This is a genomic window from Pseudomonas paraeruginosa PA7, assembly GCF_000017205.1.
In the GTDB taxonomy this organism is placed as follows: Bacteria; Pseudomonadota; Gammaproteobacteria; order Pseudomonadales; family Pseudomonadaceae; genus Pseudomonas; species Pseudomonas paraeruginosa.
This window is the reverse complement of the sequence record NC_009656.1, coordinates 5,199,063-5,215,972: the sequence shown is the minus strand read 5'-3', so window position 1 is coordinate 5,215,972 and position 16,910 is coordinate 5,199,063. Positions and strand designations below refer to the sequence as shown.

The window sequence follows — 16,910 nt, the reverse complement described above, 5'->3', positions numbered from 1 at the left end:
GGGGCGGGGGCCTCAGTACTTGATACAAATGAGGACGGAGACGTTACGCGGGCGGGCCTCGCTGCCGCCGCTGGACTCGACGTAGATCGTGTGGTTGTGGGTGCCTTCGAGTGCGGCGACACCAGTGACGGCGTGGGTGTGATCACCGGCAACGTCTGTCGTACTGTTGGACGCATTCCCTACCAGCGTTGCCAGGCGTGTGCCGCTAACCAGTGCGGTGGCGTTCACCGAAGCAATGCTGTGGCTGTGCGCGCCTGCTGCCGCAGCGGTCCCGGTTACGGTGTGCGTGTGGCCGCCATTGCCGCTACTGCTCGCGCCGTGGGTATGAGCCAGGTTCTGGCTCGACTGGAGAGTGCCCAATTGGCGCCCCAGGTCGAGTCCCCGACCGTCGTCCAGTGCGCGCAAAAATTCGCCGCGATAATCCGGCAGGTTGAACGTCGTCGATCCATCTCCCGCGCCGTAGTAGGTTCCGATAGTGGCGAACAGAGCGGCGTAAGCGGTACGGCTGACGGCGGCGCCGTTGGCCTTCAGGTAGCCCGCCGGTGGGCTGTACATGGCGAATGCCACGACGGCGCCGGCGGGTACGATGGCCTGGGGGTTCAGGTTGCCGCTATGCCAGATTTCCAGGAACGGGGCCCAGGTGTAATTGCCAGAGCGGAACATCAGTTTGTTTTCGGGGCTTTGCCCAAAAAACAGTTGCGACGCACGGGTTTCTCGCTCGCTGTAAGCGAACGTCGCGACGACGCCGTAGCTCATGCCGAAGATCTCGGGAACGTATTCGGTCGCCGGGGTGAACTTGGTAACGGATGATTCATAGATGTTCACTGAGGCGGCGACCGGACTGTCATTCGTTCCCCAGCCGAATGCGCCGACCTCGAGGAGGTCGCCGGCGTCGGTGCCGACGTCTCGCCGTGCGGCAGTCCCCAGGCTCTTGGCAAGGTCGTCCAGATCCTGGGCGGCCCGGAGCTGGACGGCCCGGGTCGCCTTCGTCGTGGCCAGCACGTCGCCGCGATCCAGGGCCGGGTCGTCGCTGATCGCGTTCGGGATCTTGTCCAGCCCGACGTCCGTCTTTGTCGTCGCCCGGGCGCGCAGCTTCGGATAATCGCCGACCTGGGCGGCCCAGTGATCCACCAGCGGTCCGGTGATGGGTTTCGGCAGGCGCCGGTCGGCCACCAGATTGCCGCCGGCGTCGAGATCCGCGAGCGGGACCAGGTAGTGACGGACGCCGGCGCTGTCGGTGTAGTCGGTCTGGTTGGTGCCCCAGGCGATGGACCAGGACGCCACGACGTCGGACTGGCTGCGCTGCAGGCGCACATCGAGCCAGGCCGTGTTCGGCAGCGACGGTGCGGCGATACTGACGTCCTCCGGCGCGTGAACGCGGATTCCCTCGACGTAGGCCAAGCCCGCCTTCAGGCGGTAGTTCGTGCTTGCCTTCTCCAGCAACAGACCGGTCGAAAAGAACGTAGCGCGACCGAACATATCGCGGTTCGCCAGGCGCTCGCGCTCGTCGATCCCGGCCAGGCGCACGGTGAAATCGTGCTGCCAGGTGCTGGCATCGATCGTTATCCCGGTCAGCTCCTGGGCGCCGTCGAACGCCACCAGGAAGTTGCGCGTCACGTTGTTGCCGATCTGCAGCGGCGGGCGGTTCTTGCGCTTCTGCTGGACAGGCACGTATGCGACCGCCAGCAGGACCTTTTCCGCCGTCTCCAGGCCGATCCAGTTCCAGTCGAAGTCGCCCACGTCCGAACCCATCATGAGGCTGTAAACCACCTGGTTGGGGTTGACGTAGCCGGCCTGGGTGACGGGCGCAGTGTGGACGATCTGCTGCGCCGGCGGCAGGGCCGCGTCGCGATCCACAGGGCTGGTGGGATCCAGCCCGGGGACCAGGGCGAGCACGAAGCGGCTGACCTCCAGAATCTTCTTTTCGCCCAGCTTCTGGGCAATCAAGCGTTCGCCGGCGGCGGTAATGCGTGCCATGTGTTCGGCTCCTAAAGGGTCGCGACCAGGGTCTGTTGGTCGTCGTTGAAATCGACGGCGACGACGTGCAGCGTCACCGGGGTGATGGTCTGGAAGTCGTAGCGGCGGCAGGTGCGCCCGTACTGTTGCACCAGGACGCGCAACAGCTCGGGATTCGCGGACAACTGCGAGTCGGTCAGCGTCAGCAGCACGACGTCCCAGTCCCGACCGGGCATGCGCTCCTCGATCTCGACATAGCCGACGCCGAGGCGCTGCAGGATCCGCTTCACGCCAGCGACGGAGCCGGCATCCACGGCGTTGACGAATGCGTGCTTCACGCGCAGCCGGTAGAGGGGTTCCGGCTCGCCGCGAAACCGGCTGATATCCCGCTGCCAGGCGAGCAGATCCAGGATCGTGAGGTGGCAGGTTTCCGCGTCGAGCTGCAGCAGCGGCCAGCGCAGCCAGCCCTCGGCCCGCTCCCACCAAGCCTGCGCGGCGCGGCGCAGCTTGGCCAGCTCGGGGCCGTCCAGCCAGAAGGGCAAGTGCAGCTTAATCATGGGCGACCACCTGCAGGCTCTGGAGCCGGGGGATATTCAGCTGCGACAGAATGTCGGTGTTGTCGAAGTGCAGGGACTCCAGGCGCGGGAACTGCTCGTGCAGCTCCTCGGCCAGGCGGCTGAAGCTGAAGCGCGACTGCGGGTAGGTCAGCGTCGGCTGGTAGTCGCTGGCCGTGCTTTCGCGGAAGGCGGCGCGGATGAACTGCTCCACCTGGGTTTTCAGCTCGGCGCGCTGCTCGATGCTGAGGTTAGCCCGGGGCCAGATCTCGACGCGCACCTGGTGCAGCGTCTCGGGCATGACGAACACCTGGAGATCGTCGCCGTGGCCGTGGTTGCCCTGGTCGCGGATGTAGGCGTTGATCTGCTGCAGGTACTCGTCCGCCGGCACGCCGGCGTCGAACAGCACGAACGCATTGGCTGAGCCGGGGCCGCGCGGGGCGCCGTGCTCGAAATAGACGCCATCCGGGCGCACGCCCTGGAACCCGGAAATCATCGCCCGATACACGGCGTCGGTGTGGTACTGGTTGACCGCTGAAAACTGGTTGCGCACGCGCAGGCGCAGCTGGCTGTCGGGCTCCGAGTCGGCCCCGGGCTGGGTCAGCCACCCATCCGGGTTGACGACTTGGACGATGCCGGGGACCGGCACGGGGAGAATGGCGTAGTAACCGGGCGCCAGGTTGAACCCGCTGCCCGGCTCGACGGCCTGGACGGGGATGGCCACCTGGGTCTGTCCATCGTTGAACAGCCCCGGCTGGGTTGTCTCCAGCTCGTAGACGTGGCCGTTGATCGCGGCGGATTGCACCCGCGTGCCGGCGGGCACTTCCAGCGTGCTGGCCGGCGCGGCGCGGGTGAACAGCAGCGAGCCCAGGGCGCGGGTCGCCGGCTTGCGCTCGACGTCCACTGCCCAGGCCAGCATGTCGAGCCAGGCGCCGCCGGCAGTCTGAACAAAGAAGTTCGGCAGCACGGTGCCGGCGACGAACTCCAGCAGGGCCAGGACCGGCTTCGTCACCAGCGCGGTGACGATGCGCCAGAACGGCGAATAGGCGCTGGTGTTGGACAACAGCGAGCCCTGGGCCTCGACTTCCTTTTCCCACGCCTTGCGCAGCTCGGCTTCGGTGGTGGGGATGCCGGCATCGCGCAGTGCGGCCTTGAAATCTACAGTCACAGCGTTACCTCGATTGCGCCGAATTCAACAGTGGTGGCCGTGACCAGGTAGCGGCCCGGCCCCTCTTCGATAATCCGTACTGTGCCCGGCACCAGGCGTTCGTCGGACTCCACCAGCAGTTCCAGCTGCTGGATACAGTCACGCTGCCTTAGCCGGCTGCGCTCGGCGACCAGCGTGACCAGCAGGCCGCTTTCGCGGATCAGGTGGGCGATGTCCTGAGCGATGCTGGCCCGGTCGTCGACCAGCCGCGGCTGGTGGGACGGGTCCAGGTCCAGGTCGTTGCCGACGATCAGGAGATCGATATAAAGGGCAGTCATCCGGCCATCTCCAGCAGCCCTTCCAGTTCGTGCGGTGTCAGCGGCTTGTCCGTGCGGATCTCGACTTTCTCGATGTGCGTCCCTCGGTCGGTGCGGTTGCTGTTCTGGATCGTCTGCAGCAGCCCGCCGCGCGGCACGCTTGCGGGCTGGCTGGGGCTCAGGCTCGGGATCGCTCGGTTGATCGCCTCGCGGGCGCGCTGGGCGGCGTCCATCCGTTCTGTGGCCACTGGCGCCGGCGGGACGGTGGCCTGGGGCAGCGCCTGCAGCGCTGGCACGTCCGGCAGCGGTGCGACCTGGGGCAGCAGGACCAGCGGCTGCGCGGGGATCCGTGGCGCGGTGGCGTGCTCGAGCACGGGCGCGACCGACTGCTGCAGCGCCGGCAGCTCGGCCGGCTGAGGTGCTGCCGGCAGATCGCCAAACTCCGCGTCGATGCTCACCCCGGGAATCAGGTTCAGCAGCTGGATCAGGCCGCGCAAGGCCTTGCCCAGCATGCCCAGCGGGGTCAGGTTGGCCAGCACCTTGAGCAGCCCGCCCCAGGCATCAGTGGCGCCGGCGGTGCTTTCGCTGAGCAGGCCCAGCGACTGGGCGAACTTCACGCCCATGTCCCACAGCTGGGCGAACTTGTCCCACAGCAGGCCGAGCAGCGCGCCGAGGATCCGGAACAGCAGCACCACCGGCGTGACCATGATGACGATGGCCTGGAACCAGCTGGTGTCGCCGAACGCCGCCCGCAGCTCGTCCCAGTAGACGATTGCGCCGACGACGGCGGCGGCCAGGGCAATGAACGCCAGCACCAGCAGCGCGACGGGGCTGACCAGGACGGAAAACAGGCTGAGCAGGCCGCCCAGCACGGTCAGCATGCCGGCGGCCGCGACCAGGCCGAGCACGCCGAGGGTGATATAGCCGAGCCAGCGAGCGATGTTCGGGAACATGACAAGCCAGCGCTGGAACGTGTTGCCAGCATCGCGCAGGCCTTCGATCAGTGGGTTGAGTACCGGGAGCAGGACCATCCCGAAGGAGATCCGGATGTTCTCGATCACGCTGTCGAGCTGCTGCCAGGGATCGACCATCGCCCGCGCCATCTGCTCGGCGCGCTCCATCCCCTTCACTTTTCCCAGCTGGTCCAGGTTGTTGGCCAGGGCGCCGGTGTCCTTCAGCAGGGTGACGATCATCCGCGCCGCCTCGCCGCCAAACGCGCCGGTGATCGCGTCCAGGTCGCTCTGCTTGGTCAACTGGCCGAACTTCACCTGCAGCTTGTCCAGGATCTGCATGATGGGCAGCAGCCGGCCGCCGGCGTCGGTGAACTTCATGCCCAGCTTGTCCTGGGCGGCGCTGACGTTTTCGAAGAACGCTTTGTAGAGCCCGCCTGCCTCGCCGCCTTCCATGGTCTGGCTGAGCGTGCCCAGGACCGCCATCTGCTCCACCAGGTCGGCGCCGGCGGCCGAGGCGCCAATGCCCACGGCCTTGAATGCGTCGTTCATCTGCGCGCCGGACGTGCGGAACAACTGGACGGCGCGGGCGGTCTGCCCGGTCAGTTGCTCGACCCACTTTGCCCGGCCCATCGCATCGGCCTGGCCCTGGAACAGGCCGTACATGGTGCCGATGTAGGTCGTCATGGTGTCGGCGTCGGCCTTCGTGGCCTTGGCCAGCACGTTGGACGCGCTGGTGATGCTGGCCAGCTCGCTGCCCACCAGGCCCTTGATGGCGCCTTCTACCTGGTAGGCCGAGCGCACGAACGCCGAGGCGTGTTCGCCGTAGTTCGCGGCGAACTCCATCGACGCCTGGTTCAGCTCGTCCAGGGCGTCCTGGGCGACGCCCAGGGACTGGATCTCGCCCAGGGCGCCGGTCTGCTCAAGCGCCGGGGCGAGCGATTGCCGGAATGCCATCAGCGAGCCGACCACGCCGGCGATGCCGGCGCCCACCTGCATGAACCCCCGTTTGCCGACCTCGGCCACGTCCATCAGGCTTTTGCTGACCTTCGCGGCCGGGGCCGTCACCTGGTCGATCAGGCGTAGCACAAAGTCGAGTTTCGCGGTGCTCTTGGTGCTCATGTGGTGGTCCTAAATCAGCCTTTCAGGGCCTTGGCGATGCCGTTTGCCACGGCGATTTCCATCCGCCGCCAGTGCTCGTCCTCCAGCCACTTGGCCGTGCCCAGGTTGTCTGCCGTGGGCGCGGCGCCAGGTAGCCAGCGCTCGGCCAGGGCCATAAGTTGGCCAAGGCCGTCGTCGGTCAGTCGCTCGGCTCGGTCGAGCGCTTTTTTACGGTGACTTCAACGTCGGGGGCGTACTCCTCGAGGAGCGCGCCGGCGAGCTTCATGACCGTCATGGGGTTGGCCAGGTGCGGGCGCAGGGACGCCAGTTGCTCCTGCTTGACGGTGCTGCGCAGGAGGTTGTTCGACGGCGCGACCTTGTTGTTCTGGGTCACGGCGTTGAAATAGCGGGTCACGTCCGCCGGGGTCAGGGTGAACAGGAATTCGGTGTCCTGGATCTCCAGGGTGATTTCGGTGCGTTCGGTCATTGCGTGGATCCTTGGGGTTGGGTGGAAAAGGAGCGGGAGCAGCTGCGGGCATAGTCCTGCAGGGCCAGCACCATGCGGCGGGTCAGGGCGAGATCGTCGCGGAGGGCGTAATAATCCTGTCGAGCCGTTCTATCGAGTTCGGCGGCTCCTGCAGCAGCCAGGCCGGCGGCGCCGGCATCGGTGGGCACAGGGGCGGGGCAGGTGGCCTTGACGTGCAGCCGCTGACGGCCAGCGTCAACAGCAGCGCGCAGGCGCTCGTTCGCGTTGCGTTCATCGTTCAGTTCCTGGGTGTGCTTGAGGTCGAGGGCATCGCGGGCGGCCAGCAGCTCGCCGGCGACCTGCGCGGCCTGCTGCAGCCCGGCGACCTCGCGGCGGGCGTCCTGCAGGTCGCGGGATGCCCGGTCGTTGGTGCGCTGCAGACAGCCGCGCTCGATCAGCAGCGCGACAAGGCAGGCGACCAGGGCGAGTAGGACGCGGCTCATAGACCGATCTCGCACAGTTCGCGCTCTGCTGCGCGCCGGCGAACCAGGCCGCCGAGCTTCTTCCCGCCGGCGTAGACCCAGCGCGACAGCTCGGCGCAGGCGCCGCGCACGTCGCCGGCGTTGAGCTTGCGCAGCAGCGTCGAGCGGGCCAACTGGCCTTCGCCGACGTTGTAGACGAACGAGCCCAGGGCGGCGCGGCGGGTGTCGGGCAGCGGCACCAGGACCTGGCGGTCCACGGCATCGACGGCGCGCTGCAGCTCGCGTTCAAGCAGTGCATCGCACTCGGCCGGGGTCGCCCTGTCGCCCATGCGCACGCCGGCGGTGATGCCCTCGCAGATCGTCGGGATTCCCACTGGGTCCAGGTAGGCCACCAACGAACGCCCCTCGAACGGCGCAACCAGGGCGGCGGCCAGTGCCAGCACGCCGCCGCCGGCGGCCAGCTTGGGCGGCAGCTTCATGGCATCACCCCGCGCAGTAGGTGTGGTGCGACCATCTGGATAACGGCCCACAGCGCGCTGGCGACGCCCAGTGCCCAGGCGATCTTCCGGCCCAGGCCGTCTACGGTGACGGCCAGTTTCTGCTGGCCCTGGTTCAGTTCGTCGAGCTGGTCGGTGACGTGCTCGAACTGTTGTTCCAGGCGGGTCAGCCGGGGCGGTACGTCGCGGTTCAGGCGCTCGACGTCGGTCAGGCGGTGATCGATGACGGCCATGTCACGCTCCAGTTTGCCGAGGCGGCCGGCAGGCGTAGTGCGGTTGCCCATCAGCGGCCCCCTTTCTCGAAACGGGCCTGGCACGGCGTGCAGCGGATGATCCCGCCCAGGGCGCGGCGCGCCTCGGGGATCTGCTCGCCACATTCCTGGCAGTGGGTCAGGCTCGGCCCGCTGGGCCGGACGCGCACCTGGTGCGCCTGCAGGGCCAGTTCGCGGTCCTGCAGCTCGCGGGCCTGGGCGCGGTCGAAACAGTCGGCCATCAGCGCAGGTCCTCGGTTTCGCTGGCGTCCAGATACGGCACGCCGTTGATGCGGATGAAGTCGGGGCTGGTGACGTCGAAGGGCACCTTGTGGGTGGTCTTGCTGCCGCCCTTGGGGTCGATATCCAGCAGGCTGGAAACCTTCAGCTTGCAGCCGAAGGCCTCTACGCGGACTTCGCTGTCGCCCGCCTTGGCGTAAAAGAGGGAATCGACCGGCTCCAGCTTGCGGAAACTGCCGGCGCGCTTGGCCGCCTCGATCAGCAGGGCGAAGTTCGCGGCGTCCAACTCGTATTCGCCGCTGGCGGTCACGTCGCCGTCTACGAATCCATCCGGCACGCCACGGGTCTGGGCTACCGCGCTGTTGTCGGTGATATCCAGGGTCGCCTTCTCGACGTGGACCTGCAGGTCCCCCAGGGTGATATCGAAGTTCATTCCAGAGATGCGGGCCACGGCTTACTCCTCGTCGCCGCCGGACAGATCCAGCGCGATGTTTGCGGTCAGGGTTTTCGGGCAGTTGTAGGGGCGGACCCGGATGAACGCCTCGATCTCGGTGCGGCTCTTCCAGGTCAGCACTACGTCACCGTCCAGCGGCGGCTGGATCTCGCCGGGGAACACAAGGCCGGCAAAGGTGGTGCTGCGGCTCATCTCGCGTAGCGGGCGCATCAGCGCCGAGGCGGTGGCCGCCATGCTCGCGGGGGTGTTGTTCACGCGGCGATCCGCGACACGCTGAATCAGCAGGATCCGCACGCGGCGGGCGGCCTTGTCGGCGACGCGCAGGTTCTCCACGACGTTGAAGTCGCTGCCCGGGGCGTCGAGCATGTTGCCGTCACCCCAGAACACGCCCGGATAGTCGGGGTAGGTCTGCGGGACCGAGTAACGGGCCTTGTCCAGCTCGGCCAGGGTCGCCATGTCCAGCGGAACGCCGTCCTTGTCCTTGGGCGTCTCGCCCAGGGCGAGCACGGCGCCGGTGGGGACGCGCATGGGACTGTCCGCGATGCTGGCTTCGTCGGTGGCCAGGCGCCCGGCGAGGACGCCGAGGTTGTTGCCGTGCAGCTGCGGCACGCACAGCACGCGAGGCGCTGCCAGATCCGCGACCAGGGCGCGCGCCTGGCTCAGGTAGGTGGCCCAGTCCTGACCCTCGACCAGGCCGGCAACGGCGGCCATCACGAACACGCGGCGGCCGTAGCGGTTGCTCAGCTCCACAGCGGCGGCGTGCATCTCCTGCAGCTCGGCGGCGGTGGCCACCGGACGGGTGATGACCACCGCCTCGACCGACACGCCCTGCTGTTGCGCGGCGGCCAGGGCGTCCTGCCAGCGGCCGTCGGCGCCGATGGGCGCCGCCATGCACGCCCAGCGCGGGCCACCGTTGGCGCGTGCGGCCGCGATCTGGCGTTTCAGGTCCGCGTCCGGGATCCCCAACTGAACGTCCAGGTCGGACTGGGTGTTGAGGGCCAGGAATTTGCCGACGTTCTTCGACGCCGGGCCGATGAAAAGGAAATAGCGTTCTATAGCCGTCACCGGGCCTTGGCCGAGGTTGAGGTTATTGACGCTGACGCTGCCTAGAGCCATAGGGGGCCTCGTTATCGGGGTGAGTTCAGGATTTGTTCCAGGAGCTGGGCGACCAGGCGCCCGGTTTCGTCCTGGGTGATGCCGAGAAACGTCCGCTTGGGCAGCGTGATTTCCCAGCTCTGTGGCCCGGGCTGCTCGTCGCGCAGGACGCGGATCAGCAGCCCGGCCTGGAGAAACCCGACGTGCTCCTGGATCCACGGCACGGACGGGCGCGACAGCCCGCGCTTGCCGGCCTGGCGCACGCGGAAACCCAGCCGGCGCAGGCGCTTGGCCTGTTTCTCGGTGCATGCTTGGTTCGGCTGGACGCGGTTCCAGCGGCGCATCTGCGCGGCGGTGCGGCGCTCGGTGTAGCCGTCCTGGTGCTGCCCGGCGATATGGCCCATCAGGCCGTTCCGCCAGCCCAGGACGCCCTGGTCGGCGTTCAGTTGGGTGACGTTCAGGTGCTTGGGCTTGACCAGGCCCGCAAGCATCTTGCGGCGGCCCTTGCGCTTGCGCGGCGGGAACGGCGCGCCGTCCGGGCTGGCCTGGCCGGACACGTTGCGCCGGGCCTGGACGCGGACGCGCTTGAGCGCGTTGTTCAGCAGACGCCGGCGCAGCTGCGGCGGCAGCGTCGCCAGCGCCAGCTGGGCACGCACGCCGAGCAGGCCGCGCAGGTCGAGATTCAGCGGCTCAGCCATGGCGCACCTCGCCATGTTCGGCAATCCACAGATCGAACGGCACGAACGCCCAGCGCCGGCCGAACGCCTCGATCTCGCCGGCGGAATCCTCTGCCAGGTGGACCGGCTCGACGAACTCCACGGCCAGCTCGACGTCGGCCAGGTCGCGGTCCATCTGCTCGACGTCGAACACCGGATCCGGCAGGCCGTCGCGGTCGGGGTCGTTGTTCTCAAGCCAACTGCCGACCAGTGCCATCAGGCGTGCGGGGTGGTCGGCCAGGCGCTCCAGGAGGACGACTGCGCGATAGCGCATGTCGCCCAGGCGCAGGCCTTCGCGTTCAGGCTTCCAGACCAGGGTCAGGCTCACCTGTTCGGCGAAGCTGTCCAACTGCTCGGCGGGCACCAGTTGGCGGTCGATCAGGTAGGCGGTCAGGGCGCGCAGCTTGTTCATATCAGATCAGCTCCGCCGTGATGCGCGACCGGCCCTGGATCAGGCGGACGGCCTGCTGGCTGTACGAAAGGAACAGCTCGCGGGTCTGTTCGGCTTCTTTCGCCAGGTTCTCGGCTTCGGGACGGCGGTTGACCGTTGCGAACTGGCCCAGCAGCTGAGCCTTGGCGCGGCAGTAGACGGCGCGCTTGTAGTGCGCCACGTACTCGGCGCGATCCGGCAGCACCTGCGGATCTGCGGTTTCCAGCCGAGTGACCCCGGCGGTCTGCCAGGCGCGCTTGCGCTTGGCCAGGTCCTGGTTCACCTCGGCCCGGGCGGTGGTCACGCCGTCCACCAGCAGATCCAGCAGGTATTCCGCCGGCATCCGGTACAGGCGCTGGAACTCGGCGACGTCCAGGTCTGGCCAGAAGCCGTCGTTGGGGATGGCCTGCTGGATCACGTTGGTGGGTTTGCCGGAAAAGCTCATGCGTGACACTCGAATAGGGCGGGGCTGACGCCTTCGGGTTGAGCGGACTACAGGTAGCCGTCTCGCCTGGGCGCGCCCCGCTGCGGGGGGTAGTCGGTTACGAGGTGGGCGGGGGCTCGTCGCCCTCGTCGCTCTGCTTTGCCGCCTCGGCCTTGGTCAGCGCCTTGGCGGCGGCAGCGCGGCGGGTGCCGACGCCGATTTCCGGATACAGCGCCACGGCGCGGTCCAGGTGCTCGATGGCCTGCGCCCATTCCTCGTTGTCCATGGCCAACTGGCCCAGGAGCTTGTGGTAGCGGGCGGGGATCCGCTCGAACAATTGCCACTGGCCGTCCACCAGCGGCAGCAGGTTCGAGACGTAGGGTTCCGGCGCGCGGCCGGCCTTGTACTCGGCTTCGGCCCAGTCGATCACCTCATCGGCGACGAACGTCTGGACGTCGCGGCGCTTGAACCGCTCGGGCATCTCCTGGCCATCCCCGATGGCGAACAGGGCCAGTTCCAGGCCGGCTTCGAACTGCACAGTGTCGAACAGCCAGACCAGCACCTGGACCAGGACCGGGTTCGGGTAGGAAAGCCCGGCGGCGCGGTAGCGCTGCACATAGTCCAGATACTTGGGCAGCAGCTCGTCGCGCTTCAGGCGCTGGCGTTCCTCGCGGCTGTTGATCGCGCTGATGCGCTCCAGGTCGCCATCCAGGGCGGTCAGCATCAGGGCCAGGTGCTTCTGCGCGTTCGCTGGGCTGTTCAGGGCCTCGCTCGGGTTGTAGGCCGGGACGGTGGCGGCACCAGCCGCCACGCCCTCGGCCAGAATCCGGCGCTTGTGGGCCAGGGCCAGGCTCACGGCGCAAGCTCCACGGAATCGGATTCCAGCGCAGCGAACTTGCCCAACTGCTCGATCACGTAACCTTCATTGCGACCGTTGTAGTCCTCGACGCGGGAGCGCTTGGGGTTCTCCAGCAGATGGCGCCGCCAGCTGGTGTCCTGGAAGTAGATCGACAGGTTGTCCCAGCTCGTGACCATGATTCCCTTGACCGGGAAGAACGGCACCAGGAAGGACGGCAGGCCGCCATAGGTGGCGATCACCTGGGCTTCCTCGATCCGCTCTTTCTCGGTCGGGGTCTGCCCCTGCGCGGCATACAGCTTGCCCTTGTCGTATGCCAGCAGGTCGGAACCGATGATCGCCACCAGGTCGCCTTCGTCACGGAACACAGGGTCGATCATCTGCTTGACGTCGTGCACAGCCGCGTCGAGGTTGGCATAGTCGCCACCCTTGCCAATAACGATTTTCTTGGCCGGGTCGGCAGATTTCAGCACCTGTTCCGGGATCAGCTCGCGGGCCAGTTGCAGCCAGCCTTTGTTCACGTCCTGGAGCATCGGGAATTGCTGAAGGTCGGTCTGCTTGGCCGCATGGGTGCCGTGGAAGCCGATCAGGATCCGGTCCAGGGCGATGCGGCGCTGAACCGCCGCCAGGTAGCGGTCGGCAAAGTCCGGGAACTTCGCCCAGCTGTCGATGGTGGCGAACTTCAGGGCCACGTCCGTTTCGGTGTGGAAGAGTTCGTATTCGTTGTTCTTCAGGTCCAGCAGGTCGCGGGGCTCGCGGTCCTTGGTGCTGGTGTCGGTGCGGCTCGACGCAGGTCCGTTCAGGCCCAGCAGAACCTTTTCGCCCTTGATCTCGCTGACCGGGACGACGTTGATGCGACCGAGGAAGTCGGCGCGCTCGGTGATCTGGTCGTTGAGTTCCTGGGCGTGGGTGGGCTCCACTGCGAAGGTGCGGGCGGTGTCGTGGACGTTATAGGCCTCGGCCATGTCCTCTTGGAGTTGCTGGTACTGCGCCTGGGCGCGTTCGCTGAGGGCTCCCATTAGCGCAGCCCCTTACCGCGAGCCTTGGCGGCGGCGCCAGTGGTGCGCGGGATCTTGCGCCCCTGGGCGGTGTTGAGCAGCTTGGCCATGGTGTCCTGCAGCTCATCCATGCGGGCGCTGAGTTCCTTGGTTTCCTTGCCTTCCTTGCCCTTCTTGCGCTTGAAGTCGCGTTCTTCGTCGGCCTGGTCCACCACGTCCTGGACGGCGGCGCCAACGGCATCGACTTGTTCCTGGGTGTCGCTGGTGTCCACGTCTTCGACGACGGGTTCGATCACTGCCTGGAGCCCGGCCAGGATGATAACCAGTTGATCGTAAAGGGCCTTGAGGGCCTTGGCGGTGGCTTCATCCATTGGTTCTACCTCGTCGGATGATGGGTTTTCGGTGGGGGTGTTGGGGACGCTGAAGAGCTTGAACACGCGGGTTAGCGAGGCGATCAGGCCGCGCACCTCGGGCGCGGTCGCGCCGTCGTCTTCGCGCAGGTTGCTGAGGGGGTGGGAATTGGTGAAGAAGCGGACGCCAGCGCCGTTGGGGCGGCGGCGGGAGAAATACAGTTCCTGGGTGCGGGTGCTTGCCGGCTCGTCGGTGACGGCCATCCCGGAGAGGTAGCAGCGGCCGGAATTGCGGAAGTTCGGCCAGATCTCGATGCTGGAGAACAGACCTTTGCCCTGGTCGTTCAGGGCCAGCAGGTCGTCGTTCGGGCGCAGGCGGGCTTCCAAGCTGACCTGGCCGGGCTCAAGTTCCGGGTCGTCCTTTGCTTCGACCAGGCGCACTTCGTAGACCGTGCCGTGGGCGCCCCTCCAGCGATCATGTTCGGCCCAGATCGTCGCCGTGTAGAAACTGCGGTCGTAGGTTTCCGCGCAGTCGCGCAGTTCCTGCTCGGTGATGACGCGCCCGTCTACGGTGTCGCCGCTGACGGCCACGCGCTTCCACGGTGAAACAAGGGAACGGGGCATTCGTGGTGCTCGGTTGGTGTCGTTGAGCGCCACGATAGGGAGCGGAGAAGGGCCAAGAAAGCGGATCCACTGCGCGTTCCTGCGATCTGATTTCGTTAGTAAAAACAGGCAGTTGCGGAGCGCGTTAGGGCGATTTTCGGCGCATAGACTGCGCCCCATGTCGTACTCAATCGAAGTGAAGGAAGCCGCCAAGCGGCTGTATCTCCGGCGGGCGAAGCCGAAGGAGATACAGGCCCAGCTGGGCCTGCCCAACGTCCGCATCGTCTATTACTGGATCGCCCGGGGCGGCTGGGACGAACTGCTGACAGATGAAGAACCCCTGGCCGCGATCAGCCGGCGGATCACGCTGATTGCGGAGAAGCCTGGGGCGTTGTCGAAAGCAGACCTGGACGAACTGGACCGACTGACCTCGATCCGCGAGCGCCTGCAGAAGCAGGCGGCCAGGCCTGCGCCGTCACCTGCAGGCGAGCCCGCACCGGAAGCCCGCGCCGAGCGCGGCCGGGAGCGCGGCGAGCGTCCGCCACGAGAGGGCAAACGCAAGCCCAAAAAGTTGAAGAATGACGTCTCCGGCGTGACCGAAATCGACTTCCTGGACAAGTTCACGTCGCGGATGTTCGGCTACCAGCTGGAGCTGTTCGCGGCGAAGAAGAATCCGCTTACGGCGCGGATCCGCCATATCCTGAAGTCGCGCCAGATCGGGCTGACTTACTACTTCGCCGCCGAAGCGTTCATGGACGCGGTGCTGACCGGGGACAACCAGATTTTCCTGTCCGCGAGCCGCGCCCAGTCCGAAGTGTTCCGCAGCTACATCGTCGCGTTCGCCGCGCAATGGTTCGATATCGAGCTGTCCGGCAATCCCATCATCTTGAGCAAAGACGGCAAGCCGTGGGCGGAACTGCGGTTTCTCTCGACGAACAGCAACACGGCGCAGAGCTACCACGGCCACGTCTACATCGACGAAGTGTTCTGGATCCCCAATTTCCAGAAGCTGCAGACGGTGGCCAGCGCGATGGCCTCGCATGCAAAGTGGCGCCTGACGTACTTCTCCACGCCCAGCGCAGTAACGCACCAGGCGTACCCGTACTGGACCGGCGAGGAGTTCCGCAACAGCAAGCGCGGAAAGAAGGCCGGGCCGTGGCCCAGCGAAGCGCAGATCCACGCCGGCGCGTTGTGCCCGGATGGGCAGTGGCGCAAGGTCATCACGATTCAAGACGCCATCGCCGGCGGCTGCAACCTGTTCGACCTGGAGCGCCTGCAACTGGAGTACGACGAAGAGCGCTTCGAACAGCTGTTCATGTGCAAGTTCATCGACAGCACCCAGGCTGCATTCGCCTTGGCCGACCTGGAGCGCTGCTATTCCGACTTGGGCCTATGGACCGACTACGACCCGGACAGCCCGCGGCCGTTCGACAACCGCCCGGTCTGGCTCGGGTATGACCCCAGTCGAACCCGCGACGACGCGACGTGCGTTGTCGTTGCTCCGCCCCTGGAGCCGGGCGGCAAGTTCCGGATCCTGGAGAAGCACAGCTGGCGGGGGACGTCGTTCACGCATCAGGCAAAGCAGATCGAGAAGCTGTGCGAGCGCTTCAACGTCCAGCACATCGGCATCGACATTACCGGCGTCGGTTACGGGGTGTTCGACCTGGTGAAAGACTTCTTCCCCCGGGCTACTCCGATTCACTACAGCCTGGAGGCGAAGAACGCCCTGGTGCTCAAGGCCCAGGACGTGATCCAGGGCAAGCGCATCGAATGGGATGCCGGTTGGACCGAGGTCGCGGCGGCGTTCCTGTCGATCAAGCGCGGCACCACGGCCAGCGGCCTGATTACCTACAGCGCGTCTAGGACTGAGGCAACCGGCCATGCCGACGTCGCATGGTCGATCATGCACGCGCTGGCTCATGAACCCCTGAACACCAACAAGCGGCGGCGCAGCCGCTATTCCCTCAGCAGCTCGACACAGGCGACCCATGGCAAAGCGAAAACCACGGCAGCAGGCACAACAGCGCAACGGCGCGCGCGCGTTCTCGTTCGGCGCACCGGAACAGGTGCTGACACAGAATATCGGCGAGTACCTGGGCGTCTTCGCCAGCGAGTGCGGGCGGATCTACCTGCCGCCCGTGTCGCGCCAGGGGCTGGCCAAGCTGCTGCGTGCAAACCCCCATCACGGCGCCATCGCACCGTTCAAGCGCAACCTGCTGTTGCGTGACTTTCTCCCGTCCCTTGGGCTCAGCGTGCAGACGATGCGCTGTGTAGGCCTGGACCATATGGTGTTCGGGGAATGCTTCCTGTACCTGCGCGAGAACATCGCCGGCCAGGTCCTGGAGCTGGAGCACCTGCCGGCGATCAACATGCGTTGCCGATTGGACGGCGGGTACACCATGTTACTGCCGCATGCTGAGGAACTGGAGTTTGACCAGGACGAAGTGCTGCACCTGAAAGAATACGACGTGGAGCAGAACATCTACGGGATACCCGACTACTTGGGCGGGCTCCAGTCGCTGCTGTTGAACGAAGCGGCGACACTGTTTCGCCGGCGCTACTACAGTAACGGCGCCCATGCCGGATATGTGTTCTATACGAACGACGAGAACTTGTCGGAAGAAGATGAAGAGAATCTGAAACAGCAGATTGCGGCAAGTAAGGGAGTCGGAAACTTTCGCTCTATGTTCGTCAACATCCCAGGCGGCTCTGAAAAGGCGATCCAGATAATCCCGGTCGGCGATTTCCAGGCGAAGGACGAACTGGAGAAGGTCAAGAACATAACTCGGAATGATGTTATCGCCGCGTGGCGAATGAACCCGGCGCTGGCGGGAATTATTCCGGAGAATAGCGCTGGATTCGGTGACATTGAGAAGATCGACCGGGTGTACATGAATAACGAGATTCGTCCGATCCAACAGCTGTTCCTTCAGGTGAATGAAGTGCTGCGGGAGGATCGCCGGATTGCGTTTAAGGAACCTGTATCGGGCTAGCTGTTATGGCAGAATGGGTTCCTATAACGG

Annotated in this window: 21 protein-coding genes; 2 read left to right on the top strand and 19 right to left on the bottom strand. The window is 66.2% G+C overall.

Translation table 11 applies throughout. The features are described 5' to 3' along the window. Positions 1-12 precede the first annotated feature (12 nt). From PSPA7_RS24180 to PSPA7_RS24090, 19 genes are all read right to left on the bottom strand, one after another. Complete coding sequence (locus tag PSPA7_RS24180; RefSeq protein WP_012077225.1) at positions 13-1,977, bottom strand: phage tail-collar fiber domain-containing protein; 1,965 nt, start codon at positions 1,975-1,977, stop codon at positions 13-15. A gap of 11 nt (positions 1,978-1,988) precedes the next feature. Continuing rightward, positions 1,989-2,513, bottom strand: a complete 525-nt coding sequence (locus tag PSPA7_RS24175) for a phage tail protein (protein WP_012074131.1) — start codon at positions 2,511-2,513, stop codon at positions 1,989-1,991. Continuing rightward, positions 2,506-3,678 (bottom strand): baseplate J/gp47 family protein, encoded by a 1,173-nt coding sequence (locus tag PSPA7_RS24170; RefSeq protein WP_012074132.1) that lies wholly within the window; start codon positions 3,676-3,678, stop codon positions 2,506-2,508. The genes PSPA7_RS24175 and PSPA7_RS24170 overlap by 8 nt, the downstream gene beginning before the upstream one ends. Further along, positions 3,675-3,995: a DUF2590 family protein gene (locus PSPA7_RS24165; RefSeq protein WP_012074133.1), complete on the bottom strand. Its 321-nt coding sequence runs from the start codon at positions 3,993-3,995 to the stop codon at positions 3,675-3,677. The genes PSPA7_RS24170 and PSPA7_RS24165 overlap by 4 nt, the downstream gene beginning before the upstream one ends. Further along, a complete protein-coding gene (locus PSPA7_RS24160; protein WP_012074134.1) occupies positions 3,992-6,046 on the bottom strand; it encodes a phage tail tape measure protein in 2,055 nt (684 codons plus the stop codon). Before PSPA7_RS24160 ends, PSPA7_RS24165 begins: the two co-directional genes overlap by 4 nt. 14 nt (positions 6,047-6,060) lie before the next feature. Beyond that, on the bottom strand, positions 6,061-6,201 hold the full coding sequence (locus PSPA7_RS32550; RefSeq protein WP_012074135.1) for a DUF6890 family protein: 141 nt from the start codon (positions 6,199-6,201) through the stop codon (positions 6,061-6,063). 23 nt (positions 6,202-6,224) lie between these two features. Continuing rightward, positions 6,225-6,512 (bottom strand): putative phage tail assembly chaperone, encoded by a 288-nt coding sequence (locus tag PSPA7_RS24150; RefSeq protein ID WP_012074136.1) that lies wholly within the window; start codon positions 6,510-6,512, stop codon positions 6,225-6,227. Next, entirely contained in the window at positions 6,509-6,994 is a 486-nt protein-coding gene (locus tag PSPA7_RS24145) for a lysis system i-spanin subunit Rz (protein WP_012074137.1), read from the bottom strand. Before PSPA7_RS24145 ends, PSPA7_RS24150 begins: the two co-directional genes overlap by 4 nt. Further along, positions 6,991-7,452: a lysozyme gene (locus PSPA7_RS24140; RefSeq protein WP_012074138.1), complete on the bottom strand. Its 462-nt coding sequence runs from the start codon at positions 7,450-7,452 to the stop codon at positions 6,991-6,993. The genes PSPA7_RS24145 and PSPA7_RS24140 overlap by 4 nt, the downstream gene beginning before the upstream one ends. Next, the gene (locus PSPA7_RS24135; RefSeq protein WP_025297585.1) at positions 7,449-7,754 is read right to left on the bottom strand and encodes a hypothetical protein; all 306 of its coding nucleotides are present in this window, start codon (positions 7,752-7,754) and stop codon (positions 7,449-7,451) included. The genes PSPA7_RS24140 and PSPA7_RS24135 overlap by 4 nt, the downstream gene beginning before the upstream one ends. Continuing rightward, the gene (locus PSPA7_RS24130) at positions 7,754-7,963 is read right to left on the bottom strand and encodes a TraR/DksA family transcriptional regulator (protein WP_012074140.1); all 210 of its coding nucleotides are present in this window, start codon (positions 7,961-7,963) and stop codon (positions 7,754-7,756) included. The genes PSPA7_RS24135 and PSPA7_RS24130 overlap by 1 nt, the downstream gene beginning before the upstream one ends. Next, complete coding sequence (locus PSPA7_RS24125; RefSeq protein WP_012074141.1) at positions 7,963-8,412, bottom strand: DUF2597 family protein; 450 nt, start codon at positions 8,410-8,412, stop codon at positions 7,963-7,965. The genes PSPA7_RS24130 and PSPA7_RS24125 overlap by 1 nt, the downstream gene beginning before the upstream one ends. A 3-nt stretch (positions 8,413-8,415) precedes the next feature. After that, a complete protein-coding gene (locus PSPA7_RS24120; RefSeq protein ID WP_012074142.1) occupies positions 8,416-9,531 on the bottom strand; it encodes a DUF2586 domain-containing protein in 1,116 nt (371 codons plus the stop codon). Positions 9,532-9,542: 11 nt separating this feature from the next. Next, complete coding sequence (locus tag PSPA7_RS24115; RefSeq protein ID WP_012077224.1) at positions 9,543-10,208, bottom strand: virion morphogenesis protein; 666 nt, start codon at positions 10,206-10,208, stop codon at positions 9,543-9,545. Then, entirely contained in the window at positions 10,201-10,638 is a 438-nt protein-coding gene (locus tag PSPA7_RS24110) for a phage tail protein (protein ID WP_012077223.1), read from the bottom strand. The genes PSPA7_RS24115 and PSPA7_RS24110 overlap by 8 nt, the downstream gene beginning before the upstream one ends. 1 nt (position 10,639) lies before the next feature. Beyond that, the gene (locus PSPA7_RS24105; protein ID WP_012077222.1) at positions 10,640-11,101 is read right to left on the bottom strand and encodes a head completion/stabilization protein; all 462 of its coding nucleotides are present in this window, start codon (positions 11,099-11,101) and stop codon (positions 10,640-10,642) included. Between the two features lie 97 nt (positions 11,102-11,198). Continuing rightward, positions 11,199-11,936, bottom strand: coding sequence for a phage terminase small subunit (gene gpM / locus PSPA7_RS24100; protein ID WP_012077221.1), 738 nt, complete (start codon positions 11,934-11,936; stop codon positions 11,199-11,201). Next, positions 11,933-12,955 (bottom strand): phage major capsid protein, P2 family, encoded by a 1,023-nt coding sequence (locus PSPA7_RS24095; protein WP_012074147.1) that lies wholly within the window; start codon positions 12,953-12,955, stop codon positions 11,933-11,935. The genes gpM and PSPA7_RS24095 overlap by 4 nt, the downstream gene beginning before the upstream one ends. After that, entirely contained in the window at positions 12,955-13,908 is a 954-nt protein-coding gene (locus PSPA7_RS24090; protein WP_034019549.1) for a GPO family capsid scaffolding protein, read from the bottom strand. Before PSPA7_RS24090 ends, PSPA7_RS24095 begins: the two co-directional genes overlap by 1 nt. A gap of 157 nt (positions 13,909-14,065) precedes the next feature. Here PSPA7_RS24090 and PSPA7_RS24085 point away from each other — a divergent pair, with 157 nt between their 5' ends. Continuing rightward, entirely contained in the window at positions 14,066-16,114 is a 2,049-nt protein-coding gene (locus PSPA7_RS24085) for a terminase large subunit domain-containing protein (RefSeq protein WP_012074149.1), read from the top strand. Further along, the gene (locus PSPA7_RS24080; RefSeq protein ID WP_034019547.1) at positions 16,026-16,880 is read left to right on the top strand and encodes a phage portal protein; all 855 of its coding nucleotides are present in this window, start codon (positions 16,026-16,028) and stop codon (positions 16,878-16,880) included. The genes PSPA7_RS24085 and PSPA7_RS24080 overlap by 89 nt, the downstream gene beginning before the upstream one ends. Positions 16,881-16,910: the final 30 nt, after the last annotated feature.